Raw genomic sequence first — 20,998 nt, 5'->3', positions numbered from 1 at the left:
ACTGGATAGAAACGTGAAATAAAAGCGTGAGAGTGAACTAAATGCCTGCACCGCGCAAGATGTCTTCAATCAGCCAGTCCTTAACGATGAAATGTTTGTTCATCCGAGTGGAGCGCAGACCCATTTGAATGTAGATTTCAATCAGTTGTTCAACGGTCATGGCTTGAAGTTCTTGTTGGGTGTGCATTTCGTGTCTCCTTTGCTTGTTAAACTAATCCTCTCCAAGCATTCCGGTGAGCGGCAATGGTTTTGTGATGCGTGTTGCTGAACAGTGAGCGTGAGTCGTATCAGTGCCACGCATCACGATCGAAAAAACGGTTGTCTATATAACGACTAGAAGGATAGAAACGGCGTTGGGTGGCGATCGTGGGAATTTTCCGACAAGATCCGACACGGTGTCGGTTTTGGAACTCCTTGGCAAAATACAACTGGCAGAAGATTAAAGAGGAATACATCCACGCACCGGATGAAGCGTCTCGACCGACTCTTGAGCAGCTTGCAGAGACGCACGGTTGCGCACCGTCTTATTTGCGAGAAAAAGCGGCTTCAGAGAATTGGAAAGTTGAGGCAGAGCGATACCTCCAAACTGTTTCTAATAAGCGTCAAGAACAAAAATCAACCGCACTAGCAGGCGATTTAGCGGAGTGGGATGCAAGGTGCTACAACGCAGCTAAAGCAGGTTTAATACTGCTCTCGTCTCGACTACAAGGTCAAATTGAGGACGCAAGAAAGGGGAATGGGAGCGATGAAGAGAAAGCGATTAGCTACCAAACCCTAGACGATATGGCGAAGGCGTTGGAACGATTGCAAAAAATTGGAAGAACTGCTCTCGGTTAAATACCTTGAGTCTGCGGCGGAATTTGTTGAGGAAAATTTTTTTGCAATTCTGATAGAAAAGACAACTTTTTTTCCCATTTTAGAAGTAGTAAATTCCTGGACGCTTCGGCAAAACTCATCAATGGTAATTAAAAAAACGAACAATGCCGAAATGCTGGAGGCGTATCATCGAGCGAAGGGTACAGACTCGCCAAAGGTCAAGCATTTGAGAAGCAGCTTGATCAAGCAAAATAACGGGCTAGTGGTGACGATCGCCACCCAACTTAAAGATTGTTGTGGCGAAGACTTGGATGAGTTAATTCAGTGCGGTGTGATTGGGCTAGACAAAGCCATTCAACGCTTTGATCCCGCGCGTAACGTGGCATTTAGTTCATTTGCTGTGCTCTATATCAAAGGTGAGATATTGCACTTCCTGCGAGACAACTGGCGCGGTAGCTACAAAATTCCGCGCCGCTGGATTGAATTTCATGGCACGGTGGCGAAAATCCATCGTGAATTTATAGCTGCTGGTAGAAATCAATCCATTGACGAAATTGCGGTGTCCCTTCTCCTGAAGAAGCCGAGATGCTCCAGCGAGACGGAAGCCCGTAGGACGTGGGGGACGATTAAACAGGCAATGCACCGCAAGCCTGTTGTTTCTCTCGAAGAGAACACTCATCACTTTGCCGTCTGTGATGCGAGTGAGGCAGATGAGGCAAGCGATCGCATTAAAGCCCTACGCCAGCATCTCTCGTTATTATCCGAGCCTTACTATTCCTGCCTCATGAGCCGCTTTTTGGACAACTTGCCTGACGAGGCGATCGCCACTCAGCAAGGATTGTCTGTTGAGCAGACCCAAGAACTAATCCAGGAAGGAATCGACTGGCTGAGGTTTCGGATGATTGCGGCAGGGGCATTCTAGATGCGTTGTTGCAGAAAAATGGTAATGGAATGGCACACTCTTCGAGATACCCGCAAGGGGGCGCGGTTATTGAAACTCAGGACGCACAAGAGTTTGACTATGGAGCATTGGACGAGAAGACACGCAAATGGTTAGACAGGGTGGAAATAGAAATTACGGTACTGTTGCTTCAGGTCGAAGATTTGGGCAATCGCTACGTTAGCCAAGTGATTCAAGTGGGTGAACGTCTTGTGAACGTCCGCGATCGCCTTCGATATGTTCGCCCAGGCGGGTTTGATGGCTGGTGTGCGCTCAAGGGCTGGTGCCGTGCCCAGGCTTATAATTACATTTCTGCTTATGAGCGCTTTGGAAAGTGTCCAATCGTTGGACACTTTGATATTGCGCCTTCAGCCTTGTGGATGCTATCGGCGGCAACGGTGCCAGAGGAAGTGAGAGATCAGGCTCTAGCCTTGGCGCGGGAAGGGCGGGCGATCGATCGGGCTACAGCAAAAACGTTAATCTACAAAACTAAGCCAGTTTCTCAAGAGCGCTTAGAGATTGGAGCGGAAATTAATATTGCAGCCGGAGAGTTTCAAGGGCAAGCCGCCACAGTCCTTGAGGTAAAAAAGAATCATGTGGTGGTTGAACTTGCTGACTCGCAGCGCAAACTGCCCATGCTTTATTCCGAAGTGTTTGTGCAGCCAGAGAAACCGCCTACGCTTGAAAAACCTGCCCCTAAAGAGATGACAAAAGAGGTAGGCTGCTACGCAGATACCTCAAGGGTCGCGGTTTGTGAATCGAAACTGGCGATCGTGCAGGAACGCTGTAAACGATTGGAGGGAGAGCTAAGTGAACTCAAGCAGAAATGCTTCCAGACCGAAACTGGACTACGAGACAAAACGCAATACAGTGACGCACTATGCCGATTCATTGAATCAATTTTGACAATGCTGCCGACAGAGCTTCAAGCAAAAGGAAAACTGCTTTTAGAGAATGCTTAAGGGATTCTTTAGATCATGCGATCGTCAGTAGCTTTTTGCTACAAAAGAGGCTGACTCAACTCTAGCCGAGTCGTTAACAGGAAACACACGATTTACCGACAGTCTTCTAGTAAAGCTGTCGGTTTTTAATTTAATGGAGGAGGCAGAGGGAACCTTGCAGCATGAACAATGCTGAATCGCCACAGGCTGAAGAATTCTTTTGCGGCAGAGGCATGATGCGACTGGGTGCAGGGATGGGCGATCGGAATGCCGTTGCCAGGTTGGTAAATCCGTCAGTCTGACGGATTTGTGCCTCTGTCTTTCTAAAAGCTGCTATAGTTCTGAACGTTCACGAACGTTCACGAACGATGCAAACTATTGACTCTATCCCAGCACAAGTCGATCGCGTTCCTGTAGCCGATTTACTTCAGCAGCATAAAAAGACGACGCTTTACGTTGAGTACTTTAAAAGGCTCGGCATCACTCCCTTCAGAGATGGCTTAGAGGCTTATATCACTCCAGAGCAAGCTAACCTGGTCGCTCAATATCATCAGGCTAAAGGGCAGGGTAAAGAATACTTGAACAAGTTTTTAGCATCTCTAGTTCCTGATTTAGATTCAAATTCGTTTGTTCAGAACGTTCACGAACAAGTTCAGAACTTAAAATCTAATCGTTCTGAACGTTCTGAACTCGTTCTGGAACATTCTTTCGAGACTACTGTATTGGGGATGCTACAGGCGATCGCCCAGCGGTTTGTCCCACCTCTTGACCCACTTGCTCGTGCTGATGCTCTGGCTAAAGCCTGTCGGGAGAACTTGATATTGCGAACGAGTGAGGTAAAGCAGATGGTAGGGGTGGCTCCAAAGGGCGATCGCTTCTTGAGGGATGGATTTGCGTTTGTACGAGTGGGGCAGTGGGGGCGTGAGGTATCGTGGCGAGTGGAACGAATTTAATGTTGGTACCGTAATCAGTTACGGTACCAATTTTGGAGAACATGAACTTGCTGAGGAGGGCGATCGCGCCTTCAGCTTGATTTCTTGGATGCCAATGATAGGATGAGCATCAACGGCGATATCGGTTGAGGTTAAAGATGTTTGACCAGTGGTTAATGGATCAAATTTATGGACTGCCCCCTGAATTACAGTATGAGGCTTATGCCGCTATGGACAAGCGATCGCGGGTCAATGCCGCCAGGTTCATGGAGGAAGTAATGCAACTCCAAAACGACCTTGAAGAAATCGAACAAGCCACGATGAGAGTTGGTTTAACCGCTCGCTGGCTCGGCACAATTTACCCTTCTCTTCAGCCTGATATCGTCCGATCGGTTGTCGGTGGGCAGCAGGCATTTGAGCGAGGATTTAGGCGAGCTGCTGAACGGGGTGTGGATATTTCAAGGTTTCTTTAGCTGCCTGAATCGAGACTTCAGCAGCAGTTGATATTCTGGCAAGTTTTGATTTAACCAAACTGGATCAACTTTATCCCGATGCCATGTTGATGCCGAGTGTAGGATGCGATCGTGGCATGACTCACACACAGGAAAAATATCTCGCCCTATCACCTCCCGATCGACTAATGGCTTTCCTGCATCGTCAACATAACGAACGTGATGCAGAGTTTCACTTTTATTTTTGGCGCATAGACAGCAGATACCACCCGTCATTAGATGAGCCGATCGCTTCCACTTGCGATTGTATCGCCATCTTTTTCCATAGCGCACATCAAAGCGATCGTCTCTAGTAACTTGTTTGCTCACGCAGCCTCCTAGAAATAACTAAACCCTGCACCATCCTTAGCGAGGCGGGCAGGGTTCGTGCAACGGGAGGCTTCAATTTGCTAGAAATTAATTTCTTCACGCTACGGGTATATATTGGCATTTTTTGGCATCCATGTCAAACCCATTTACTAATATCTCCTTGGGTTAAGCCCTGCATTAATCCTGCATCCCGTCGCCGCCTTCCTGTATCTTCGATCGCTCTCAATTTTGCTTCAAACTGGGGAAAGTTTTGAAGGAACTGACCTCGAGCAACTTGGTACTCAGATTCCATCGTTACTAGCTCTTGCTGCTCCTTTAGAGCTTCTACTAAAAGCCTTGCTTGATGCTCTTTAGCTTCCTGAGATAGCTCCTCGCCGAACAAAAGAATATCCTGCTTTTCCTGCTCTGAGAACCCTTCAAGTGCTTGGTCGAAGCCAAGCATGATATTAAATGCCTGTTGTCTTTGCTGACGAGCGGTTGCATCATCAAAAGCTTGATTTTTTGAACTTTTCTTCCTACCCATCCATCTGCTCCTCTTGGCGCTTCATATTTTCAATTCGTTGATCAAACACCTCTTGACTTAACCCCATCACTCCGCGAATCTGAACCAGGGAATCTTTAGCGGCTGCGGCAGGGTCACCGCTAAACCGACTCCAAAGAATAACAACTTGCTCATCAGTAGGATTTCCCGGTTGAACATCCCACCATTGGCGCATTGCTACGAGCGCTTCTCTAAGGCGCTTCATGCTCTCCCGTGGCGATTCCTCGTCAGCTTCTTTGGAAATACCGCGATCGTCGCTCTCTTCTGCCGCTGGCGGTTCCTCTCCAACGGGTTGACCTGCTGCGCCCCACTTGAATTCCATCTCAATAGTATTGAGGGGAGAAGGCGGGATATAAGGCGATTCCCCTAGACTGGTAGCGAATCCTGTAAGTTTTAATCCTCTCAAGTTGCGATCGCTGACCTCCGCAACACCTGAGTCAAGTAGTTTGTGAGGAAGATTAGAGATTTGAGAACTATCCGTCAAAATCTTGTAGCCGACGATCGCCGCACAACCTCTGAGAACGACTCGATCTAGCCCAATTTCACCTTTGGTACAAGAGTGTCCGACGATCCAGTAGTTCACACCAAACTTCCTACTTTCGGTTCCCAATTTTCTGAAAATTTTGCCAATTTCTGCTTGCGTCTCAACCTCAAGCTCCATCATCAAATTGCTGAACTCGTCAATAACGGCGAGAATTGGCGGTCGCTCATCTGGCGCAAGATCGTTTTTCTTACGATACTCAAACTCATCTGCTACTAGTTGGAGAAATGGTAGTAGGGTTTCACTGCTCCCCTTAAACGCACAGTTTTCTAAATTTCGAGGCAACGCCTTAACGCGCGGCAGTCCGCACCAAGTTGAAAGAAATTTAACGTTGTTATTTCGTCCGTAGTGCGGGTCAAAGACAATGATCACAGGCGGACTAATCGCTCCATTCGATCCATGAGCAGTTAGTATTGCATCGTTGATATAGTTCCACAGCATGAAGTGAGCTGTCGATGTTTTGGCATCGCCCATGCCGCCTAAGAAAAAGAAGTTATTTCGCTCACCATGCTTGCCCAGGGCTTCTCGATAGATAGCACCTGCCGCTTGCACCGGATCAACATTGTTTCCGGGTAGTTCTAGTGATTGATTCGGCAACTCTCCTAAGAACTGAGGATTGCTCGATCGTGCCTGCACCGGAACCCACTTTTCAGGAACCCAACCCTCAAGCCCTAACTCCTGAAACAGAGCCATCCGCTGACCCACAGGCAACGTATTTCCTAGTGCAATTAAACGGTTGTAGGAACGAATATCAGCAATCTTGCGATCGAATACTTGCTGGTGGGTGGCGGCGTGTTGTCGTCTATCTTTGCGAAGCTCGGCAAGGTTAAAGAGCGATCGCCGTCGTTCGCGCAATCCCTGTGACTGCTCTTGAAGATAGAAGACTCCCGATAAGACGGTGGCACAAAATAGAGAAGCCGTCTTGAGGGAACCGGGAAAGCTTTGGGACAGAAACGTGGTGAATGTTAATGAACTGACGATCGCCAATTTGATCAACCAATTGCGGTTATCTCGTTCCTCTGTGGCGGTCAATTCGTCCAAGCTTGGCAGACCATACTGAGCCTCCCAGCCAGTGCCTCGACCGCCCATTCGTCCACCTGACTGATGCTCTCGTAGGGCTTTATTGTATTCCCGCATCTGGGGAGATATTAAGCCTTGAACAGTGTCAATAATGTTTCCTAACATTAACTAGCCTCATTCCTTGATTTGAAACTGCTGTTCATCAGACCCGCCTCAGCCAGTTCAATCTGCCGATAAGACCAAGACATTCCAAATCCACAGACTTTAGCAATACAAGTCCAGTCCTTAATCGTGAATTTTTGCGGCTCTAAAATCTCCTTAATTTTGTTGGCTTCGTAGCCATCGGCGTATCTATACAATTGGCGAATCAGCCAATAGCTTTTCAGATGTTCAACCAGCGATCGCCCCAGCGCCGGATCAACGTAATCGCACTCCAAATCTGCCGGGAAAACATCTTTCACATTAGCAATTTCGACCTTTTTCTCCGTCCCTTTCCAACCTGCCATAGCCCACTTTCCTCTTCTAAATAACGAACGATAAAACAGTAATTAGCAACAGAACAGCGGCAGGAACAGCACAAATTAATATTGCTAAACGCTGCTGATGTCCGTAAATGTATCCGCCTCGACTATTGGCAATTCGGGCATACCCAAACACGCCCCATATCACCGCTGCGATGAGTATCAACAGCAACAAGCTAACGCCTGTTTGTCGCCACTCTGGATACTTCAAAATTCGTCCTATTAGCATCACGCCACAGAACCCAGTGAAACCTAAGAAAACTTGCGATCGATAGTGCTTTTCAATCTGGGCAATGTTCGGTTGTCCCCGTTGATCTACTGGCTGCTCCCACTCTTGATTTCCCATGGGTTAAAACCTCAAAACATAGAGTGAAAGTTTGTCGATCAGTGTGATCGCCACATCCGAGAACTGCGATCGCTTTCCATTGCGGTGCAATTCGTTTTCTTCCTGGATAAATTCATCGACAGAGAATGTTGTGATCAACCTACCGGGAGTTTCTATCGTTATGGCTGTGCGGGAAGGGCTGAGATTCGCAGACAGCCCAACAACGTGGTAATAAGAGGCGATCGCGGTATTAAGCTCCAAAAGTTGATCGAAGTCAAACACATCAAGAACAGGCTCTATTTCTCTTAATTCAGGCATGGTAGTTTCCTTTGATTTGAGGCAAGTGAGGGCGATCGGATTTTGTTAAATTAATGTCCGTGTACCGGAAGCGGCAGCAGCGTATCCAGTCATTTGTCGCTGCTGCCCTCCGAGCATGATGTTGTGAGAGATCGCGGTTGTTTGATGCCGCAAATCTTGCTGTCCCATCGTCATTGCCGCGCGCATTTGCCCCGATTTATCTTGAAGGATCGCACCTCTAATCTGAGTGATACTAGACCGCTGAATCGCTCGACACTTCACATACTGCTTCATCAGTAGAGCCGACATAGAAAGCTCTCCGGTCTTCTGCTCCTCTGCCCAGTACTCCTCCTGAGAGATTGAGGACGGCATATTATTTAGCTGCCGTAACTCCTGATCGGTTCCTTGTGGCAGGCTGGCATTAACCCGCATTCCAATATCACTTTTTGGGGTTCCCCCGCTGAAAACCGTATCCAAAAAATTGTATATTCCTGCCATCTCATCCTCCTAAAAACGACGTTTTCATGTAGCCTGTGGCAGCACCCGCCGCTACTTTCGACCAGCCATCAGGCTCATATCGAAGAACCTCTACCGCTCCTCCGCAAGGGACTTGAGCCACGATCGCAAACTCCACGCCGCCGCCCGATCGCACATTCACAGGCGTTGCCGTCGCCATTGCATTGGCATCACAAATCAAAGCGATTTGCGCTGGAGCCTCAACTGCCTGTACCTGCATTTCTTTGGGCTGAGCAACAGGTTGATAGCTAGGTTCAGCCTGTTCCCCGCAACTTGTTACGATCAAGCCATAGCAACGAGGTTTGCCGTCTTCCGCTGCTTTAATAGCCTGAGAGGATAACTTCTGGTTGTCTGCCACCAGTTGCTCGATCGTCGCTCGGTAACTTGCCCCTTCCGCACTCTTGCCAGCCATCACCACTAACGAGGCAATTATCCCCAGTCCTGCGATCGCAAACAAGCCGATAACTCCAATGGCAGCGATCGCCCCAAAGTAATCCGTCTTACTCATTTCAGGACGCTTGGGCATCACTGAAGTCTGGTAATGATGAGGTTGAATCATGCTCATTGTAGGAACAGGCATTAATCCATCTGCTCGATGTTGATCGGACGGCTCAAACTGCCCTGATTGAATCTGTGCTAGACGGCGATCGAGATCGGGCGAGCCTGCTTCTGGTGGCTCTGCTGCTATGAGTTTTCTAGCTTCTGCCAATAAAAGCTGCATTTCCTGGGGGCTTAATTCAGCTTCCATGCTTCCTCCTTTTCAATCTATAAATGATTGATCGATGTAGAGCTGATATCTAGTTTTCTCCTTCTGGTAAAGCTGCTGTTTTTTCTGGCTCGACAAAGACCTCCCACCCTTGAGGAACCACGTAAGAGCTTGGAGTAGAAAAGCGAAATCCGCCTTTAGCGTCGCCTCCCATCAACGCAGCCATCGCACCGTGAAACCGATTAGATTCAGATTCTCGACGTTGCTGATATAGCGTTGCGCTAAAGCGATCGCCCATCACTTCATCCACCTTCGCCAGGGCTTGGTTCAACGTCGATTGAAACTGAAGGTTGCCAACGACCTTTGCTAGCAAAATATTTAACAGCATTAAATCTGCCGCAACCGATTCTTCCAGCGTTGCCCCTTGAGGTACAACGGGCTGAGGAATCTCAATTCCTAGTTTGGGCAAAATCGCAAACATTTCAGAGGAGCCATCGGGCATCTGGCTTAATGCGGTAGCTCGTACCATTTCGGCGGTGACAATTGCACCATTAGGAACCTCGTCAATCACTGGAGATTCTGGCTCTACTGCTGCGGGCAACGCTGCCACCGGATCAACTCCAGCAGCGCGCTCTTCGAGATACCCGCAAGGGGTCGCCTCGCCACCGACTTCATTCAAAATCTCCGTCAATTTCTTTCTTGCGACCATAAGACAAACCCTCCTTTATTTATTGGTATTTTTTGGATACCTAAAAAACAAAATAACACGTTTAATTGCTGCAAACTTTGATGTCTGTCATTCATTTGCAGAAATCTTGACGAGTTCAGTATTGACGGGTTAAAAATTGGTAGCCACTAGCACCAGAACAATTGCTTGAATCAGGATGCAAAAAAACCTAATCGCTGCGAAAAGATTTGCAAGGGCTGAATTCCTGCTAATCGCTTTGTAGAAAAAGGGTGTGGCGATCGCACTTCACCTCTAATAGTCGTGTCCTACTTTCGCAACTTTTATCTAAGCGATCGCCCCAAATAATTGCCTCGCTCAGAATTGCAGTATGCAGTCCGTTTTTCGCATCTTTTGATGAAGAAAATAGGCTTGAGAATCTTTTGGATAGCCGAAAAAAATAGGCGGCATTGGGCTTGAGCTGCTGACTTCTGGCAGAGCGGCGGACAGAAAATACTGATTTAATGTAGGACTTGTCCTCCTGTTTTTTGAGAAATGGCTAAGACGCTTGCAGTAATTCAATAAGGACTAAGGACAGGTAAAAATTGGACAAAAAAACGCCCAAAAACCAGGGCTTTTCCTAGATCTATTGCGATCGCCCCGCCGCCGCTACGGTCTAGGTATGAGTGAGAAATTTCCGGTCATCTCACCCCATATTCATCATGCGTATTTTTTGGTATCCAAAAAATACCGTATATTTAATTTGATAGCAATAGCACTTTTACAAAGCGGAGATTTAGATGGATTATCTCGATCGCTACAACATTGAATTCGATCGCTACTTAATCAATTCGGCTAGCGAATCCCTGCTCTTCTGGCTGGAAATGCAAGACGAATGGGAGCAGATGTATAAAAGTTCTCGTGACTGCCAGGACAGCGTTTTATATCGGCAGTGGGCAAGAAGCGCAAAACGTTCTGCTGCTAGGCGATCGAGGGTACTTGCTCGGTATTTGGAGCAGGCAGAAGCTCGGAGAGTAGCATGAGTACAAAAGCAATTTTGAAGTCTTTGCTAGAAGAAACCAGGGATGACAGAGAAGTTATTGCCAAGCTGCGATCGTTTCGCCGGGAGTGGGATGAGTACTCTGCTGAGCAGTGGAGCGGCGCTATTCTGAAAGCCTTTATGGAGCATACGGCAGGATTTGAAATCGACTACCGAACGTTTACCCGCTGGAAGAAGGTGGCGGGGATTTCTGCCGATAAGCAACGATATGGGCACGGCTCCTTTGTGTTGGCAACGGCGATCGCCCAGCTAAAAGGAGAGGAGCAGAAAATAGTTTTGCCCACGGACGTATTGGGGAGAGTCGAGAAGATTAACCCTAAACTAGGAATGGCGGTATGGGCAAGAGAGGTGATTGCCAATGAAGCCGCTGCACCTGACGGAGTTAGAGTCGGGGAAACAATTCCCGGTATCGACCTGCCAGAGAAGGTTCGGAGGATTAATGGGATTTCTCGCTCAGAGGACTTCTACTACCGAAATCTAGAGGGGTACAGCCGATTAAAGCGCTACACTTTATCTCAAGTTATGGCGATCGCCATCAGCGTCCAAAGATATGTAAGTTCTACAAACAACTCTGGCAATGGCTCCTATAAAAAAGCAACCGACACCCGCAAGCGAACCGGAACCTAATCCGAAAAAGGGGAGGGGACGACCATCCAAGGGTGATGGGTCGCGCTTCCGGGTATCGGTGACGCTTCCGACTGAGGAGATTGCGCTCTTTCAGCAGTGGGCAGAGCAAGAGAAGTTGGAACTTGCAACGCATCTGAGTCGGGTTATTCGCCTTGCGCTCCATGAGGCGATCGCTAGTGGCGAACTAAAACCTGCACCTAATTTAGGTAGAGTTAAAGAAGTCGAGTTGTTGAAGGGATTCCTTCGATGCTTGGCGGAAAATTGGGATACAGATGGGTATAGTGTGGCTGAAATTGGGCACTTGCTTGGTTTTAGCGGAAATGTTGAACTCGATCGATTGATCGAGGTATTGGAGAAAGCAAAAAACCAAACAGGGAGTCGAAAAAATGACCGCAACAACAAAAAGGACGCAGCTCCGGGTATTTAGCCTCAAAGAGGTTTGGCAGTCTGCTAAGACAGATGGCGCGGTGATCCAACTAGAATTCAAAAGTTACGAGGAAGCGGTTGCTAACCTGGTTCGATGGGAGCGATCGCTTCAGCATTTGGCAGCAATGTTTAAGTTTGAGGCGATCGCCATAAATACCCCAGGCTACGATCAAATTATCCTGCGCCCTAGATTGGTTAGCAACGTCCGCATCGACTTCCTACCGTTGCCTCCCCACGGAAGCGAGGAACGACTGAAGTATTTGGTTACTGCCCGCCGACAAATCCCCTCAGAACTTGTCGATGTGCTCACGGAGATTAAGAATAGCGATCGCGTTAAAGCTGTGGTCTGCTGGAAAGAACAGCGGCAAATTGTGATGAATGCTGCTTGCAACAATATCCCGATCGGCGAGAGCCTGGATGAGTGCATCAACTGGACTCGGCACGATTATTGGCTGCCAGAAGATTTCTCCAGCTTTGAGCAAAAATGTCGGCAAGAGAACGGAATGGTTGAGCATACTGTCAGAACTCTCGACCCAACCCTTCGCCATCTTCACCCCTCTAACCCAGAGCGGTGGGACTGGATATCGATCCGCAATCAATTCCGCTTCGTTAACTGCGGCGAGTTCGGGTTATACCAGATTGGTCAAAACTTGGAATACCAAAGCATCTCGTCACCTCTTTAAATGGAGCAGCGCGACCCCTTGCGAGTATCTCGAAGAGCACGCGGGTAGCAATCTGCTGTACCAACTTAGAAATAGGGAAGTTTAAACTATCACCAAAAGCTCTACGACAAATAAGTTAGTGGTGGGCGAATGGCGATCGCCATTCCTTGACCGGGGCGATCGCTTTTGGCAATTCACGGACTAGATTCGGGAAACTTAACGCTACAGATACCCGGTCAAGGTGATGAAAAAAAGAATTACTGGCGAACAAATTGGGCTGATTGCAGCTTGTCTAGTTGGGCTAATTTTTCTAGCAAACACTTTTGTACAAGCATCTTCAACCAGGTCAAGCACTAGCGATTTTGCCGATCGCTCTAGACAAGGTCTGCTGAAATATTTAAAGGATAGCTGCGACGGAGGCAACCCAAAAAGCTGCGAAAAATACAAGCAGCAGGGAGGACAGTAGTGAGCAATCCATTTTTTAGGAGATCAGATTTCCAAGCTCTGGGAGTTTTGGTTTGGTTCGTCTGGATTCCAATCCGCTGGGTCTGGCGGAAAATTAGAAAGAAAAAAGTGAAGTAGTGCATGAAGCCATCCCGCCTAGGGTGGTTTTTCCGTTAATGACCGTTGCTTGTAAATCGCTGAGTCAATACTTCAAGGATCTGCTGAACTGTTGCTCGAGTCTCAGCACGATCGACTTCTGCCTGCTCTGCCATTGTGCTAATCATGCTGACAACATCAGTAATATTGACCCTTAGCTCTTCACGTAGCTCAGTCACTGTGTTTGAGTTGGCAGCAATCGCCCTAGAACTGCTCTCTATAATTTGGCGAGTCTCAATCCATGCCTCGCGTTGCTCGGCAATAGATCTAGCATTGCTTTCAACAAGCCTACTAGTTTCAACCCATGCTTGTTGTTGGGCGGCGATCGCTTCAGCGTTGCCCTCGACGAGCTGTCGGGTTTGTGCGATCGCTTCCATCAGTTGCAGGAAGCGATCATCGGCAGATAGAGAATTAGTCATGATTCACTTACCTCAACCTTCAAAACGAATAAATCACTAATTCCACATTGGAAGTAGTCACAAATTTTTTCAATCGTGTCTGGATCGATTCGAGCCGTCAAAGGACGACCGTTATAGAGCTTATTTATGGTCGTCAGCGACAGGCTAAGCTCCCTTGACAAACGACGTTGAGAAAGCTGCTCGCCTCTCTCGGCAAGCTCTAGATTCCGTTGCGCTATTAGCACAGATAGTTGGCAGTACATTCTCCTCATTCCCTAATTATGGGGGCTGTATTACGATCGCATACTATCGATACTCTATCTTATTACATTGATATTTCAAATAAATTGATTGTTATTCTAAATGCTTGACATGTATCACTATCTGAGACACAATAAATACAAGAGAGGGCGATCGCCCAGTTACCACACCTAGCAATCGCCTCTCAGGAACCCTCAACAAATAAGGATTTGCACACAATGTTAACTCAAAATCAATCTCAACAGATTTACATCTCTGAAGCAGCTAGTGAAGGTTTAACGGAAGCGGCTCAAACTCTTCAGTCATGGTTAATGCAAGAAGAAGGAACTCACTATGCAGCTAATGACTTAAGAGCTTGTTTAGTGGAGTGGTTGGAGTCTTCGATCGAACAATTAGTGAGTGATGCACCGTTCCTAGCTGCTCAAAGCGATCGCACTCAAGGCTTTAACCAGCAAGCGTTCAAGCAGGCTCTTAAATCGGTTTCTTACACCGTGAAGGAATCGGCTTAAGTTTCACTAAGGCTGAAGGGCTAGGGATGAACTCACCCACCGTTGTGATCTCCCCTGCATGGATCAAGAGCTTTTGCCCTGTGCAAGCTGACAGCCTGAAATGCGGTGCTAATCCTCTCAATTCTAAAAGTCTGTGATTCCCAACTCGGCTGAGATTGGCAGTTAATTTCAAAAGCGATCGCCCCAACTTTGGACGGGAAGGGCGATCGCATTACCCACCTACACTCAGTGAGTTTTACTATGTTTGCACGTTTTTCTATTGTTTTAGCTTCCATCGTCTTTTCTGTTTCCCTTACTCTTCCCGTCTTTGCTGAGCGTGGCAGTGGCAGATCAATTCCCGAGTCCGATCGCCCCACCATCACGAAGCAAAACCCCGACATGGTCGGTAGAGAGGGCGTACCTCCTAGCGCTGGCTCCGGCAGTCGGGTTAAGCCCGCTCGACAAGCAACCAAATCAGAGGTAACTTACGACCTCTACATCCAAACCGATCGAGGCTTATCCTTCTACGGCACCTACGATCGCCATGGCGCATCGGCAACCGCCGATCGCCTACGCCTCGACGATGAAACTGTGGTTTGTATTCGGAGCGACGAAGCAGGCACCCTTAGTATTTGCCCCACTAACTTCTAAATAAAATCTTGGCACTCTAGCTTTTACGCGCTAGCTAGAGTGCCGCTCTCTTGGGTTAGGGCAAACTGTGAACGTTTAAGACCGACACAATATTAACGGAGAAAATCAATGCAATTACACGAATATCCACGAGCGATCGCTACGCAACAACTCGCAGTTCTTACCGCCGAAAAGTTTGTCCGCAATCATCAAGAGGAGGTTAATCGACTCACCGCTAAAATTGATACTGAGATTGCATTCAACGAAGTTTTAAAGAACGATACTCAGCGCAAAACGGTTCGCAAAACCATGATGGACGAGCAAGGCTATAGAGAGGCGGCTGAATGTTTGCAGGCTGCTGAAGATAAGTTGAAGGAGATGACGATCGATCTGCAACTGCTAATTAATCAATTCTCGATCGCCAAAATGATTGAGCGACGGGCGATCGCTGAGATTGAACTACGGGTTGCCGCCTAACGTTCTGGCTGGGGCAGAGCCATCCATCTGCCCATCAATCCTCACTCATACCTTAATCATGAATTGCTACACCTCGCCTCTTCCTACCAAGCCAATCGAGTACAAAAATTACGAGTACTGGATCGATGGTGATGTTGAATCAAAGCCTCCAAAGTATCACTACTTTGTACGGGGCGTTAGCAAAAAAACTTTTGTAACTGTTGCGAGTGATCAAACTTTTGACACAGTAGTTGCAGCCAATGGTGCAGCTAGAGTGGCGATCGATAGTTACGCAGCCGTTGCAACATCAGAGACTCCTATAGAGCCGACACCATCCAAACAACGCGCCACTCGCAGTAAAAAATGATGCAGAATGATTTGTTTGAACTTACTCCGCAGCCTCAAATTAACGACATGACTGAGGCGATCGCCATAACGATTAACCAGCAAAGATTGTTTAAACTCATTGGTCACATTCCGAGATGGAAACATTTGGCAGGTCTGCCAGACGAGATTTGTGAAACACTTTATGATTTGGCGATCGCCCTGAAAGGTGGAGCATGGGAGGCGATCGCACTTCTCTGGGCAGGGTCGAGAGCAAAAAATCTCGATAATCTAGCCAATTCTCAAACGCCTGTGGCAACTTTTTGGCACTAAACACGGTTTGTTCATCGGCATATCGGGCAGCAACGTGAATGCCCTTTAGTCGCTTGAGCAGGCGATCGTAGGTGTCTGGCTCAAACTCATGGAGCGTCGAGAGGCAGCGGAAAGCTTTTTCGTGAACGAGGTTGGAAACTCGCATCTCTGGGATATTAAAGCCCTTGACATACATCCAGTCGTAGACGCGGTTGTAGGGAATAGACTCATTGCCGATATATGTCCAAATGTCTTCAAATGTCCAATCGTAAATGGGGTAGCACTTAATCGCCTTTCCGCTCGATTTAGAAGTCCATTTAACATTCTCAATTCCTGGATTGCGGGTGACCGCACCATATCGATTCAACGACTCCTCGGAACGTAGCCCAATTAGCAGAGCAGTGCTTTCACCCCACTGAGCCTCGGCATACTCCACCATGTGGTAGAAGGTATCCCGGTTTTGTTCATGCTCCTTTAACGGAACTTTGGCTTGAAATGAATCCGATTCCTTTTCCCGCATCCATTCCTCCCCTTCTCCCCAGGCATAGAGCAGCGGCTCTTCATAGCTGGTAGCATTTGTCGTTTTGAAAGGAGATTGCCACCAGTGGGGGATTACACCAGGGCGATCGTAAATACTCCTCACGATGGCGATCGTACTTTGATACTCAGCCTCCTGATCGAGGAAAAACACATGAACTTCCCGCCCTAGCTCTTGCGCGTGTCGCCATGCCAGCTCGAAAGCTACGCTTGAATCTTTGCCGCCAGAGACACTAACCACGACTTCCTTAAAGTTAGAAAAGAGCCAACTGATTCTCTCTTGTGCCGCCTGAAGCACATTTTTTTGCAGGTAAATTTTGCGGGCTGGTTTGCCGTCTTTTTGCACGAGCCAACTCCTGAGTAAATTGGTCTATTTGGGTGATTTCGCTAAGTAGGTTGGTGTAGAGATACTGGTCAACCTTGGTATCTCCCACAATATGAAAAACCTTGCAGTCCATACTTAACCGCGATTCAGCATCCAGCATGAAGTAGGATTTTACGATCGGGCTTTCTAGATAAATGCAGTTATCAAAATTGCCTTGAAAGCCTAGCTGATAGGATGTAGCAGTAATCTCAAGCCCTGCATCTTTGGCTATCTTTTCGGCACGCTTAGCATAGTCTTTGAGATTGGTCAGCACAACTGTTTTGCCTTGCAGTTTTGCCACCAGATCGACCATTGCCCGTAGACGACTATCGAAAGCATGAGCCAAGTCCGCCAGCTTAGTGATAACAACTCTTGGGCTAAAGTCTTTGGCTGCGAAGCACTCATCTTTCAGCGCTTGATAATTCTCTAGTTCCTGTGGAGTTGATTTAACCTCGATCGCCTCTCTGTTTTGGCAAAGGAAGCGATCGTAATCAATCTCGGTGACTGGCGCTATCTTGTCAGCTAACAGATCAAAATCGTGCGACATCCGAACTGTGCCTGCTGCATCCATCTCGTGATAATTTTCTCGAAATGCGTAGTAGTGGGCATAGCCTAAAATCTCACGACCTAAATAGGAATAAGGCGTATAGAGATATTGAATAGCAAGGGTGAAAGGCACAATATCTACGATCGCCTTAACCTGACACATCTTTTCAATTCGTTCCAAGGCTAAAACTTTGGTAGATGTAATCTTGGGGTAACGGCTGGGGTTGTCTAGAATCAGCGCTGTATCCTTGCTGACTAGGGCATTGATCGTTAGCCATTCATCCGTCTTCAACATATCCTCGTAGGTGAAACAGTTAATGCTGCAACCTGGAACGACTGGAGGACTAAACTCTTTTTTTCGATTCTTGGGGTAAATGTAAATCGCTAGTGGGGACTTGGACTTAACCAAGAAACGCTCAATAAACTGACGACGGCGATCGTAGTCTTTTGAGATCAGGGCAGCTTTCAACTGCCCCAGTCAAAGCTGTGCCCTAGGCATCCCGCTACATTGTTTCTAGAGGCTTGCCAAACCTGCTGGATGATGACAGTATCAGGCACATTGCGAACCTCGAAGATCACCGCCCCTGATGGCGTTACCCCAAGGGGAGCATTTTGATCGGCGATCGTGATGGCAATTCCAGCTTTAAGCTTGACATTTCTAGTCATTTTTTAGTCCCCCTAAAATTCCAAAATTTTCGATGCAGTCCTGAATAATTTCGAGGAGCAAAGAGGATTGACTCTGCCCCTCGTAGGTTTTGTGGCGACACATAATCGTGATGCCATCAGCATGGATCATGGTGCTGATAATTCGACACCCTAGGGCATCAAGAATTTTGTAGAGTAGCAAGTAACCGTTTGCCTCGATCGCCTCACCCAAGGCGTAGGTTACTCCCCGTTCGATCGGGTTTTGGGCTTGACACAATGCTGCTACACGATCGGTTAGCCGCATCCGATATTGTTCTGCCGTCACGCCTTTGGGCACCTGTCGTGCTGCACGGGCAACGGCGATCGCTTCTACTTTAGAGAGCTTTTTAGAAGGCATGAACTGCCTCCTGCTCTATCGCCAGTGCGACCCGCCTTCTAACCTCTTCTGGGTCGCGGCAGATATTAAAAATACTGCTATCTGTTTTTTGTCCGTTCCTGTTTAACTCACTGCCATCCTTATAAAAAATCACGAATAACTCCTAATCTACAAAAGGCTGCAAAGACAGGCGCTTGACCCATCCGCTTAGACCCCATCTGAACTCAACTACGGGGCGAATGTTGTACTCCATAAAACCGATTCCGAGTTCAGCATCGCCAATAAACTCACTGCGAGTCTCCTTAATTTCGTTTAAAACGAGCCTCGCATATTGGGAGCGTTGCTCTGGGCTGGCTGGGTCGATCGCGTTATATTCTTGCCTGGAGATCATGTTCTTTCGATAAATCACTACCCTTTAAGATAGATACAATAAATCACTATGTCAACTGTTTGGGGTAATATGTTTAGAGCCTTTTTAATGCGGTCTTTCGATCGCCTTTCTTTAGTTTGTCCATCTCTTTTTTGAACGCCTGCACCAAGTTTTCTTTGTTGTTAAGAGCGACAAATATTCGGTTATCAATACTTTTCTCGCACACCAGATCAATATAGGTTGGCTTTCTCGTCTGCCCGATTCTGTGATTCCTGGCTTCAGCCTGTTCCCGAACTCGATAAGGAAAATCGTTGTTATAGAAAATGGTGTAGGCGCACTCATTCAGTGTTAGTCCTCGTCCACCGCACTTAGCAGATGCGATGAGGAATCGAGCATGATTACGCCAGTGGCTAATTTCGGCTTCCCGATCGCCCGTCCGTCCGTGATATTGGGCGATCGCCTGCTCTCCATATTCATCAGATAGCGCCGCTACAATCTGATCAACACAGTGGTGAAAATTCACCCAGATAATCACCTTTTCGTCTACTGGAATTTCACGAACGACTGATTGCAATAGCGCAACCCGATCGTGATCTGCGATTATTTTTTCTGGCTCAAACTGTTCTGCCCATCGGTGATTGGGGTTAGGGTCTGGCGTTCGATTCCAAAAACCCGATACGATTTCCCGCAATGCCGTAAACAATCGGAAAATGACATAGCTATCCATTTCTTCCTCAGCCACCATCAGAATCTCTTCCTTGGCTCTGACATAAAGGCTTTGCTGCGCTCTACTCATTGAAAAGTAGCGGCTGAGATATTGGCGATCGGGCAAATCTAAGCACTCACTTTTCTTGACCTGGTAGACGTATGGCTCAATTTTCCGAGCAATGACATCGGTATTCAGGCTACGAACAATTAACCCTTTATACTCCTCGCTGTATTCCAAATGATTGGCAGCAAAAGAATAGAAGGATTTGTAGCCTAAAATGTCAGGTGACAGAAAATACATCTGAGCATACAAATCGACAACGCCTTCCCCAACTGCTGTACCTGTGGCGATCGCCCTATATTTAGCGCGTGATGCCATTGCTGTAATTCGACGAGTCCGAATGGCGGCATGGTTTTTGCAGGTGTCTGACTCGTCTAGGACAACGAAGCTAGATTCAGTAATTAGTTCATTTGCTGCCAAGGTCATGCGATCGCTCTGTCCAATGGATTCAATGCCAATCACGTAGAAGAATGCTTTAGGGATACGTCCTTGTTTGGTGCGATCGTCAAAAATATACACACTAGGATTTTCGATGTGTTTTTCTAGCTCATAAACGACTGTACTCTTGAGATTGACTGGACAGAAGTAAATAACGTGGTCAATCTTGTGTTGCCGAAGCGCTACAAGCTCAATTAGGGTACGAGTTTTTCCCGTTCCCATCTCCATAAATAATCCAGCAACGCGCAGCCCTTTAAATTTGTCTACCGCTTCTTCTTGATGGTCAAGCAGTATCGTCTTTAAGATGATCTGGAACGGCTGTAACACCTGCATCTTTTTTGGAATTCCTTTTCTTTTGAGTTCGTTCTTTTAAAGGTGCAATTTCTAGGATTTGGGCAGAGTCAATCAAATGCCTAGCCTTATTTACAGCTTCTTGAGCTGCCTCACTAAACACAAATCCCTCTATCTCTGCAAAATCTTCAACTTCTGCAAAATTTTCGATGGGAACACGAATAGAGCCATTTGCATATTTTGCTGCTGTTATTCGCATAATGCGATCGTAAAAGTCTTCTCCCTTAGGGTAGGAGAAGCTTAGCCACCCTTTGTAAACACCGGATGTGCAAACTTTAATGACCCGTTGAGGCTCGATCTGAAACTTGCCAGATATTATTTTGCGGCAAACCTCCTCACAGTCCACCTGCACAGGGATGCCTAACTCCATAATTCGATATCCGATCTCAGCAGCTCGCTCAACCGCTACATCCTCCTCAACCGTTCGTCGCCAAGCAAAATCTATCCATTGATAGTGCAGTTTTTTGGCAAGCGATCGAAACTCTTCTATCTTTTCAGGCAAAAATATTAAAACCAAATCTTTATCGATTTTAATTCGAGCAATAGACTCTGTGACAACTTGCACAGGGCGCAAGATGACGCTGGGGACTGTCGTAATTTTTGACCCAGGCTTAATGGTGTCGAGGGCGATCGCCATGATCTGACTTAATTCATCAGAAGAATAAGCATCAAATATTGCTGCACTTCGAGGACTTAACCTTAGCTGAACTCTACGTTTTTCAGAGGTCTTAGGTTTTCTCCCCATATTTTGTGGCACGAAATTACGACTAGGGTATA

The 20,998-nt window shown here is 47.2% G+C and carries 33 protein-coding genes; 13 read left to right on the top strand and 20 right to left on the bottom strand.

What is annotated here, in order from left to right:
* Nucleotides 1-37: 37 nt before the first annotated feature.
* Nucleotides 38-187 (bottom strand): hypothetical protein, encoded by a 150-nt coding sequence (locus KME11_04850; GenBank protein ID MBW4514533.1) that lies wholly within the window; start codon nucleotides 185-187, stop codon nucleotides 38-40.
* A 179-nt stretch (nucleotides 188-366) separates the two neighbouring features.
* Here KME11_04850 and KME11_04845 point away from each other — a divergent pair, with 179 nt between their 5' ends.
* From KME11_04845 to KME11_04825, 5 genes are all read left to right on the top strand, one after another.
* On the top strand, nucleotides 367-837 hold the full coding sequence (locus KME11_04845) for a hypothetical protein (GenBank protein MBW4514532.1): 471 nt from the start codon (nucleotides 367-369) through the stop codon (nucleotides 835-837).
* Nucleotides 838-958: 121 nt separating this feature from the next.
* Nucleotides 959-1,738, top strand: coding sequence for a sigma-70 family RNA polymerase sigma factor (locus KME11_04840; GenBank protein MBW4514531.1), 780 nt, complete (start codon nucleotides 959-961; stop codon nucleotides 1,736-1,738).
* A 29-nt stretch (nucleotides 1,739-1,767) separates the two neighbouring features.
* The gene (locus KME11_04835) at nucleotides 1,768-2,718 is read left to right on the top strand and encodes a pGP6-D family virulence protein (protein ID MBW4514530.1); all 951 of its coding nucleotides are present in this window, start codon (nucleotides 1,768-1,770) and stop codon (nucleotides 2,716-2,718) included.
* A gap of 347 nt (nucleotides 2,719-3,065) precedes the next feature.
* Nucleotides 3,066-3,650, top strand: a complete 585-nt coding sequence (locus tag KME11_04830) for a hypothetical protein (protein ID MBW4514529.1) — start codon at nucleotides 3,066-3,068, stop codon at nucleotides 3,648-3,650.
* Nucleotides 3,651-3,787: 137 nt separating this feature from the next.
* Nucleotides 3,788-4,102, top strand: a complete 315-nt coding sequence (locus KME11_04825) for a hypothetical protein (GenBank protein MBW4514528.1) — start codon at nucleotides 3,788-3,790, stop codon at nucleotides 4,100-4,102.
* On the opposite strand, the gene KME11_04820 is transcribed toward KME11_04825, so the two are convergent.
* The 9 genes from KME11_04820 to KME11_04780 form a co-directional block, all read right to left on the bottom strand.
* The gene (locus KME11_04820; GenBank protein ID MBW4514527.1) at nucleotides 4,088-4,450 is read right to left on the bottom strand and encodes a hypothetical protein; all 363 of its coding nucleotides are present in this window, start codon (nucleotides 4,448-4,450) and stop codon (nucleotides 4,088-4,090) included. The genes KME11_04825 and KME11_04820 overlap by 15 nt on opposite strands.
* A 136-nt stretch (nucleotides 4,451-4,586) precedes the next feature.
* Nucleotides 4,587-4,973 (bottom strand): hypothetical protein, encoded by a 387-nt coding sequence (locus KME11_04815; protein ID MBW4514526.1) that lies wholly within the window; start codon nucleotides 4,971-4,973, stop codon nucleotides 4,587-4,589.
* Nucleotides 4,966-6,717, bottom strand: coding sequence for a hypothetical protein (locus KME11_04810; protein MBW4514525.1), 1,752 nt, complete (start codon nucleotides 6,715-6,717; stop codon nucleotides 4,966-4,968). Before KME11_04810 ends, KME11_04815 begins: the two co-directional genes overlap by 8 nt.
* On the bottom strand, nucleotides 6,717-7,058 hold the full coding sequence (locus KME11_04805) for a hypothetical protein (GenBank protein MBW4514524.1): 342 nt from the start codon (nucleotides 7,056-7,058) through the stop codon (nucleotides 6,717-6,719). Before KME11_04805 ends, KME11_04810 begins: the two co-directional genes overlap by 1 nt.
* Before the next feature lie 16 nt (nucleotides 7,059-7,074).
* Nucleotides 7,075-7,419, bottom strand: coding sequence for a hypothetical protein (locus tag KME11_04800; GenBank protein MBW4514523.1), 345 nt, complete (start codon nucleotides 7,417-7,419; stop codon nucleotides 7,075-7,077).
* A 3-nt stretch (nucleotides 7,420-7,422) separates the two neighbouring features.
* Nucleotides 7,423-7,716, bottom strand: a complete 294-nt coding sequence (locus tag KME11_04795) for a hypothetical protein (GenBank protein ID MBW4514522.1) — start codon at nucleotides 7,714-7,716, stop codon at nucleotides 7,423-7,425.
* 45 nt (nucleotides 7,717-7,761) lie between these two features.
* A complete protein-coding gene (locus tag KME11_04790) occupies nucleotides 7,762-8,193 on the bottom strand; it encodes a hypothetical protein (protein ID MBW4514521.1) in 432 nt (143 codons plus the stop codon).
* Nucleotide 8,194: 1 nt separating this feature from the next.
* On the bottom strand, nucleotides 8,195-8,959 hold the full coding sequence (locus KME11_04785; protein ID MBW4514520.1) for an SH3 domain-containing protein: 765 nt from the start codon (nucleotides 8,957-8,959) through the stop codon (nucleotides 8,195-8,197).
* Between the two features lie 49 nt (nucleotides 8,960-9,008).
* The gene (locus KME11_04780) at nucleotides 9,009-9,626 is read right to left on the bottom strand and encodes a hypothetical protein (protein MBW4514519.1); all 618 of its coding nucleotides are present in this window, start codon (nucleotides 9,624-9,626) and stop codon (nucleotides 9,009-9,011) included.
* A gap of 755 nt (nucleotides 9,627-10,381) precedes the next feature.
* Between KME11_04780 and KME11_04775 the strand changes: the two genes are divergently transcribed.
* The 5 genes from KME11_04775 (at nucleotide 10,382) to KME11_04755 (ending at nucleotide 12,822) form a co-directional block, all read left to right on the top strand.
* Nucleotides 10,382-10,624, top strand: a complete 243-nt coding sequence (locus tag KME11_04775; GenBank protein ID MBW4514518.1) for a hypothetical protein — start codon at nucleotides 10,382-10,384, stop codon at nucleotides 10,622-10,624.
* Complete coding sequence (locus tag KME11_04770; protein ID MBW4514517.1) at nucleotides 10,621-11,268, top strand: hypothetical protein; 648 nt, start codon at nucleotides 10,621-10,623, stop codon at nucleotides 11,266-11,268. The genes KME11_04775 and KME11_04770 overlap by 4 nt, the downstream gene beginning before the upstream one ends.
* Complete coding sequence (locus tag KME11_04765) at nucleotides 11,219-11,695, top strand: hypothetical protein (protein ID MBW4514516.1); 477 nt, start codon at nucleotides 11,219-11,221, stop codon at nucleotides 11,693-11,695. The genes KME11_04770 and KME11_04765 overlap by 50 nt, the downstream gene beginning before the upstream one ends.
* The gene (locus KME11_04760) at nucleotides 11,655-12,377 is read left to right on the top strand and encodes a hypothetical protein (GenBank protein ID MBW4514515.1); all 723 of its coding nucleotides are present in this window, start codon (nucleotides 11,655-11,657) and stop codon (nucleotides 12,375-12,377) included. Before KME11_04765 ends, KME11_04760 begins: the two co-directional genes overlap by 41 nt.
* Nucleotides 12,378-12,600: 223 nt before the next feature.
* On the top strand, nucleotides 12,601-12,822 hold the full coding sequence (locus tag KME11_04755) for a hypothetical protein (GenBank protein MBW4514514.1): 222 nt from the start codon (nucleotides 12,601-12,603) through the stop codon (nucleotides 12,820-12,822).
* Between the two features lie 151 nt (nucleotides 12,823-12,973).
* On the opposite strand, the gene KME11_04750 is transcribed toward KME11_04755, so the two are convergent.
* Both KME11_04750 and KME11_04745 read right to left on the bottom strand, forming a co-directional pair.
* Complete coding sequence (locus tag KME11_04750; GenBank protein ID MBW4514513.1) at nucleotides 12,974-13,375, bottom strand: hypothetical protein; 402 nt, start codon at nucleotides 13,373-13,375, stop codon at nucleotides 12,974-12,976.
* The gene (locus KME11_04745) at nucleotides 13,372-13,626 is read right to left on the bottom strand and encodes a helix-turn-helix transcriptional regulator (protein MBW4514512.1); all 255 of its coding nucleotides are present in this window, start codon (nucleotides 13,624-13,626) and stop codon (nucleotides 13,372-13,374) included. The genes KME11_04750 and KME11_04745 overlap by 4 nt, the downstream gene beginning before the upstream one ends.
* A gap of 207 nt (nucleotides 13,627-13,833) precedes the next feature.
* Here KME11_04745 and KME11_04740 point away from each other — a divergent pair, with 207 nt between their 5' ends.
* The 3 genes from KME11_04740 to KME11_04730 all read left to right on the top strand — a co-directional run bounded on the left by KME11_04740 (nucleotide 13,834) and on the right by KME11_04730 (nucleotide 15,210).
* On the top strand, nucleotides 13,834-14,124 hold the full coding sequence (locus tag KME11_04740; GenBank protein MBW4514511.1) for a hypothetical protein: 291 nt from the start codon (nucleotides 13,834-13,836) through the stop codon (nucleotides 14,122-14,124).
* Between the two features lie 240 nt (nucleotides 14,125-14,364).
* On the top strand, nucleotides 14,365-14,754 hold the full coding sequence (locus tag KME11_04735; GenBank protein MBW4514510.1) for a hypothetical protein: 390 nt from the start codon (nucleotides 14,365-14,367) through the stop codon (nucleotides 14,752-14,754).
* Between the two features lie 108 nt (nucleotides 14,755-14,862).
* Nucleotides 14,863-15,210 (top strand): hypothetical protein, encoded by a 348-nt coding sequence (locus tag KME11_04730; GenBank protein ID MBW4514509.1) that lies wholly within the window; start codon nucleotides 14,863-14,865, stop codon nucleotides 15,208-15,210.
* Nucleotides 15,211-15,477: 267 nt separating this feature from the next.
* Here the strand turns inward: KME11_04730 and KME11_04725 are convergent, their stop codons facing one another.
* The 8 genes from KME11_04725 to KME11_04690 form a co-directional block, all read right to left on the bottom strand.
* Entirely contained in the window at nucleotides 15,478-15,681 is a 204-nt protein-coding gene (locus KME11_04725) for a hypothetical protein (GenBank protein MBW4514508.1), read from the bottom strand.
* Nucleotides 15,653-16,708: a phosphoadenosine phosphosulfate reductase family protein gene (locus KME11_04720; protein ID MBW4514507.1), complete on the bottom strand. Its 1,056-nt coding sequence runs from the start codon at nucleotides 16,706-16,708 to the stop codon at nucleotides 15,653-15,655. Before KME11_04720 ends, KME11_04725 begins: the two co-directional genes overlap by 29 nt.
* On the bottom strand, nucleotides 16,617-17,741 hold the full coding sequence (locus tag KME11_04715; protein MBW4514506.1) for a hypothetical protein: 1,125 nt from the start codon (nucleotides 17,739-17,741) through the stop codon (nucleotides 16,617-16,619). The genes KME11_04720 and KME11_04715 overlap by 92 nt, the downstream gene beginning before the upstream one ends.
* The gene (locus KME11_04710) at nucleotides 17,738-17,938 is read right to left on the bottom strand and encodes a hypothetical protein (protein ID MBW4514505.1); all 201 of its coding nucleotides are present in this window, start codon (nucleotides 17,936-17,938) and stop codon (nucleotides 17,738-17,740) included. Before KME11_04710 ends, KME11_04715 begins: the two co-directional genes overlap by 4 nt.
* Nucleotides 17,931-18,314, bottom strand: a complete 384-nt coding sequence (locus KME11_04705) for a hypothetical protein (protein MBW4514504.1) — start codon at nucleotides 18,312-18,314, stop codon at nucleotides 17,931-17,933. The genes KME11_04710 and KME11_04705 overlap by 8 nt, the downstream gene beginning before the upstream one ends.
* 142 nt (nucleotides 18,315-18,456) lie before the next feature.
* Nucleotides 18,457-18,684 (bottom strand): hypothetical protein, encoded by a 228-nt coding sequence (locus tag KME11_04700; protein ID MBW4514503.1) that lies wholly within the window; start codon nucleotides 18,682-18,684, stop codon nucleotides 18,457-18,459.
* Nucleotides 18,685-18,757: 73 nt separating this feature from the next.
* The gene (locus tag KME11_04695) at nucleotides 18,758-20,203 is read right to left on the bottom strand and encodes a DEAD/DEAH box helicase (GenBank protein MBW4514502.1); all 1,446 of its coding nucleotides are present in this window, start codon (nucleotides 20,201-20,203) and stop codon (nucleotides 18,758-18,760) included.
* Entirely contained in the window at nucleotides 20,154-20,966 is an 813-nt protein-coding gene (locus tag KME11_04690) for a hypothetical protein (GenBank protein MBW4514501.1), read from the bottom strand. Before KME11_04690 ends, KME11_04695 begins: the two co-directional genes overlap by 50 nt.
* Between the last annotated feature and the right edge of the window lie 32 nt (nucleotides 20,967-20,998).

The organism is Timaviella obliquedivisa GSE-PSE-MK23-08B (assembly GCA_019358855.1).
Taxonomy (GTDB): Bacteria; Cyanobacteriota; Cyanobacteriia; order Elainellales; family Elainellaceae; genus Timaviella; species Timaviella obliquedivisa.
Note: the sequence above shows the minus strand (reverse complement) of the source record. Positions and strands in the feature narration are given on the sequence as shown.

What these genes read in the sequence shown, in the direction of transcription:
- KME11_04850 (MBW4514533.1), bottom strand. Translation starts at nt 187, where the DNA reads ATGCACACCCAACAAGAACTTCAAGCCATGACCGTTGAACAACTGATT.
- KME11_04840 (MBW4514531.1), top strand. Translation starts at nt 959, where the DNA reads ATGGTAATTAAAAAAACGAACAATGCCGAAATGCTGGAGGCGTATCAT.
- KME11_04835 (MBW4514530.1), top strand. Translation starts at nt 1,768, where the DNA reads ATGGCACACTCTTCGAGATACCCGCAAGGGGGCGCGGTTATTGAAACT.
- KME11_04830 (MBW4514529.1), top strand. Translation starts at nt 3,066, where the DNA reads ATGCAAACTATTGACTCTATCCCAGCACAAGTCGATCGCGTTCCTGTA.
- KME11_04825 (MBW4514528.1), top strand. Translation starts at nt 3,788, where the DNA reads ATGTTTGACCAGTGGTTAATGGATCAAATTTATGGACTGCCCCCTGAA.
- KME11_04815 (MBW4514526.1), bottom strand. Translation starts at nt 4,973, where the DNA reads ATGGGTAGGAAGAAAAGTTCAAAAAATCAAGCTTTTGATGATGCAACC.
- KME11_04810 (MBW4514525.1), bottom strand. Translation starts at nt 6,717, where the DNA reads ATGTTAGGAAACATTATTGACACTGTTCAAGGCTTAATATCTCCCCAG.
- KME11_04805 (MBW4514524.1), bottom strand. Translation starts at nt 7,058, where the DNA reads ATGGCAGGTTGGAAAGGGACGGAGAAAAAGGTCGAAATTGCTAATGTG.
- KME11_04800 (MBW4514523.1), bottom strand. Translation starts at nt 7,419, where the DNA reads ATGGGAAATCAAGAGTGGGAGCAGCCAGTAGATCAACGGGGACAACCG.
- KME11_04795 (MBW4514522.1), bottom strand. Translation starts at nt 7,716, where the DNA reads ATGCCTGAATTAAGAGAAATAGAGCCTGTTCTTGATGTGTTTGACTTC.
- KME11_04790 (MBW4514521.1), bottom strand. Translation starts at nt 8,193, where the DNA reads ATGGCAGGAATATACAATTTTTTGGATACGGTTTTCAGCGGGGGAACC.
- KME11_04785 (MBW4514520.1), bottom strand. Translation starts at nt 8,959, where the DNA reads ATGGAAGCTGAATTAAGCCCCCAGGAAATGCAGCTTTTATTGGCAGAA.
- KME11_04780 (MBW4514519.1), bottom strand. Translation starts at nt 9,626, where the DNA reads ATGGTCGCAAGAAAGAAATTGACGGAGATTTTGAATGAAGTCGGTGGC.
- KME11_04775 (MBW4514518.1), top strand. Translation starts at nt 10,382, where the DNA reads ATGGATTATCTCGATCGCTACAACATTGAATTCGATCGCTACTTAATC.
- KME11_04770 (MBW4514517.1), top strand. Translation starts at nt 10,621, where the DNA reads ATGAGTACAAAAGCAATTTTGAAGTCTTTGCTAGAAGAAACCAGGGAT.
- KME11_04765 (MBW4514516.1), top strand. Translation starts at nt 11,219, where the DNA reads ATGGCTCCTATAAAAAAGCAACCGACACCCGCAAGCGAACCGGAACCT.
- KME11_04760 (MBW4514515.1), top strand. Translation starts at nt 11,655, where the DNA reads ATGACCGCAACAACAAAAAGGACGCAGCTCCGGGTATTTAGCCTCAAA.
- KME11_04755 (MBW4514514.1), top strand. Translation starts at nt 12,601, where the DNA reads ATGAAAAAAAGAATTACTGGCGAACAAATTGGGCTGATTGCAGCTTGT.
- KME11_04750 (MBW4514513.1), bottom strand. Translation starts at nt 13,375, where the DNA reads ATGACTAATTCTCTATCTGCCGATGATCGCTTCCTGCAACTGATGGAA.
- KME11_04745 (MBW4514512.1), bottom strand. Translation starts at nt 13,626, where the DNA reads ATGAGGAGAATGTACTGCCAACTATCTGTGCTAATAGCGCAACGGAAT.
- KME11_04740 (MBW4514511.1), top strand. Translation starts at nt 13,834, where the DNA reads ATGTTAACTCAAAATCAATCTCAACAGATTTACATCTCTGAAGCAGCT.
- KME11_04735 (MBW4514510.1), top strand. Translation starts at nt 14,365, where the DNA reads ATGTTTGCACGTTTTTCTATTGTTTTAGCTTCCATCGTCTTTTCTGTT.
- KME11_04730 (MBW4514509.1), top strand. Translation starts at nt 14,863, where the DNA reads ATGCAATTACACGAATATCCACGAGCGATCGCTACGCAACAACTCGCA.
- KME11_04725 (MBW4514508.1), bottom strand. Translation starts at nt 15,681, where the DNA reads ATGTTTCCATCTCGGAATGTGACCAATGAGTTTAAACAATCTTTGCTG.
- KME11_04710 (MBW4514505.1), bottom strand. Translation starts at nt 17,938, where the DNA reads ATGACTAGAAATGTCAAGCTTAAAGCTGGAATTGCCATCACGATCGCC.
- KME11_04705 (MBW4514504.1), bottom strand. Translation starts at nt 18,314, where the DNA reads ATGCCTTCTAAAAAGCTCTCTAAAGTAGAAGCGATCGCCGTTGCCCGT.
- KME11_04700 (MBW4514503.1), bottom strand. Translation starts at nt 18,684, where the DNA reads ATGATCTCCAGGCAAGAATATAACGCGATCGACCCAGCCAGCCCAGAG.
- KME11_04695 (MBW4514502.1), bottom strand. Translation starts at nt 20,203, where the DNA reads ATGCAGGTGTTACAGCCGTTCCAGATCATCTTAAAGACGATACTGCTT.
- KME11_04690 (MBW4514501.1), bottom strand. Translation starts at nt 20,966, where the DNA reads ATGGGGAGAAAACCTAAGACCTCTGAAAAACGTAGAGTTCAGCTAAGG.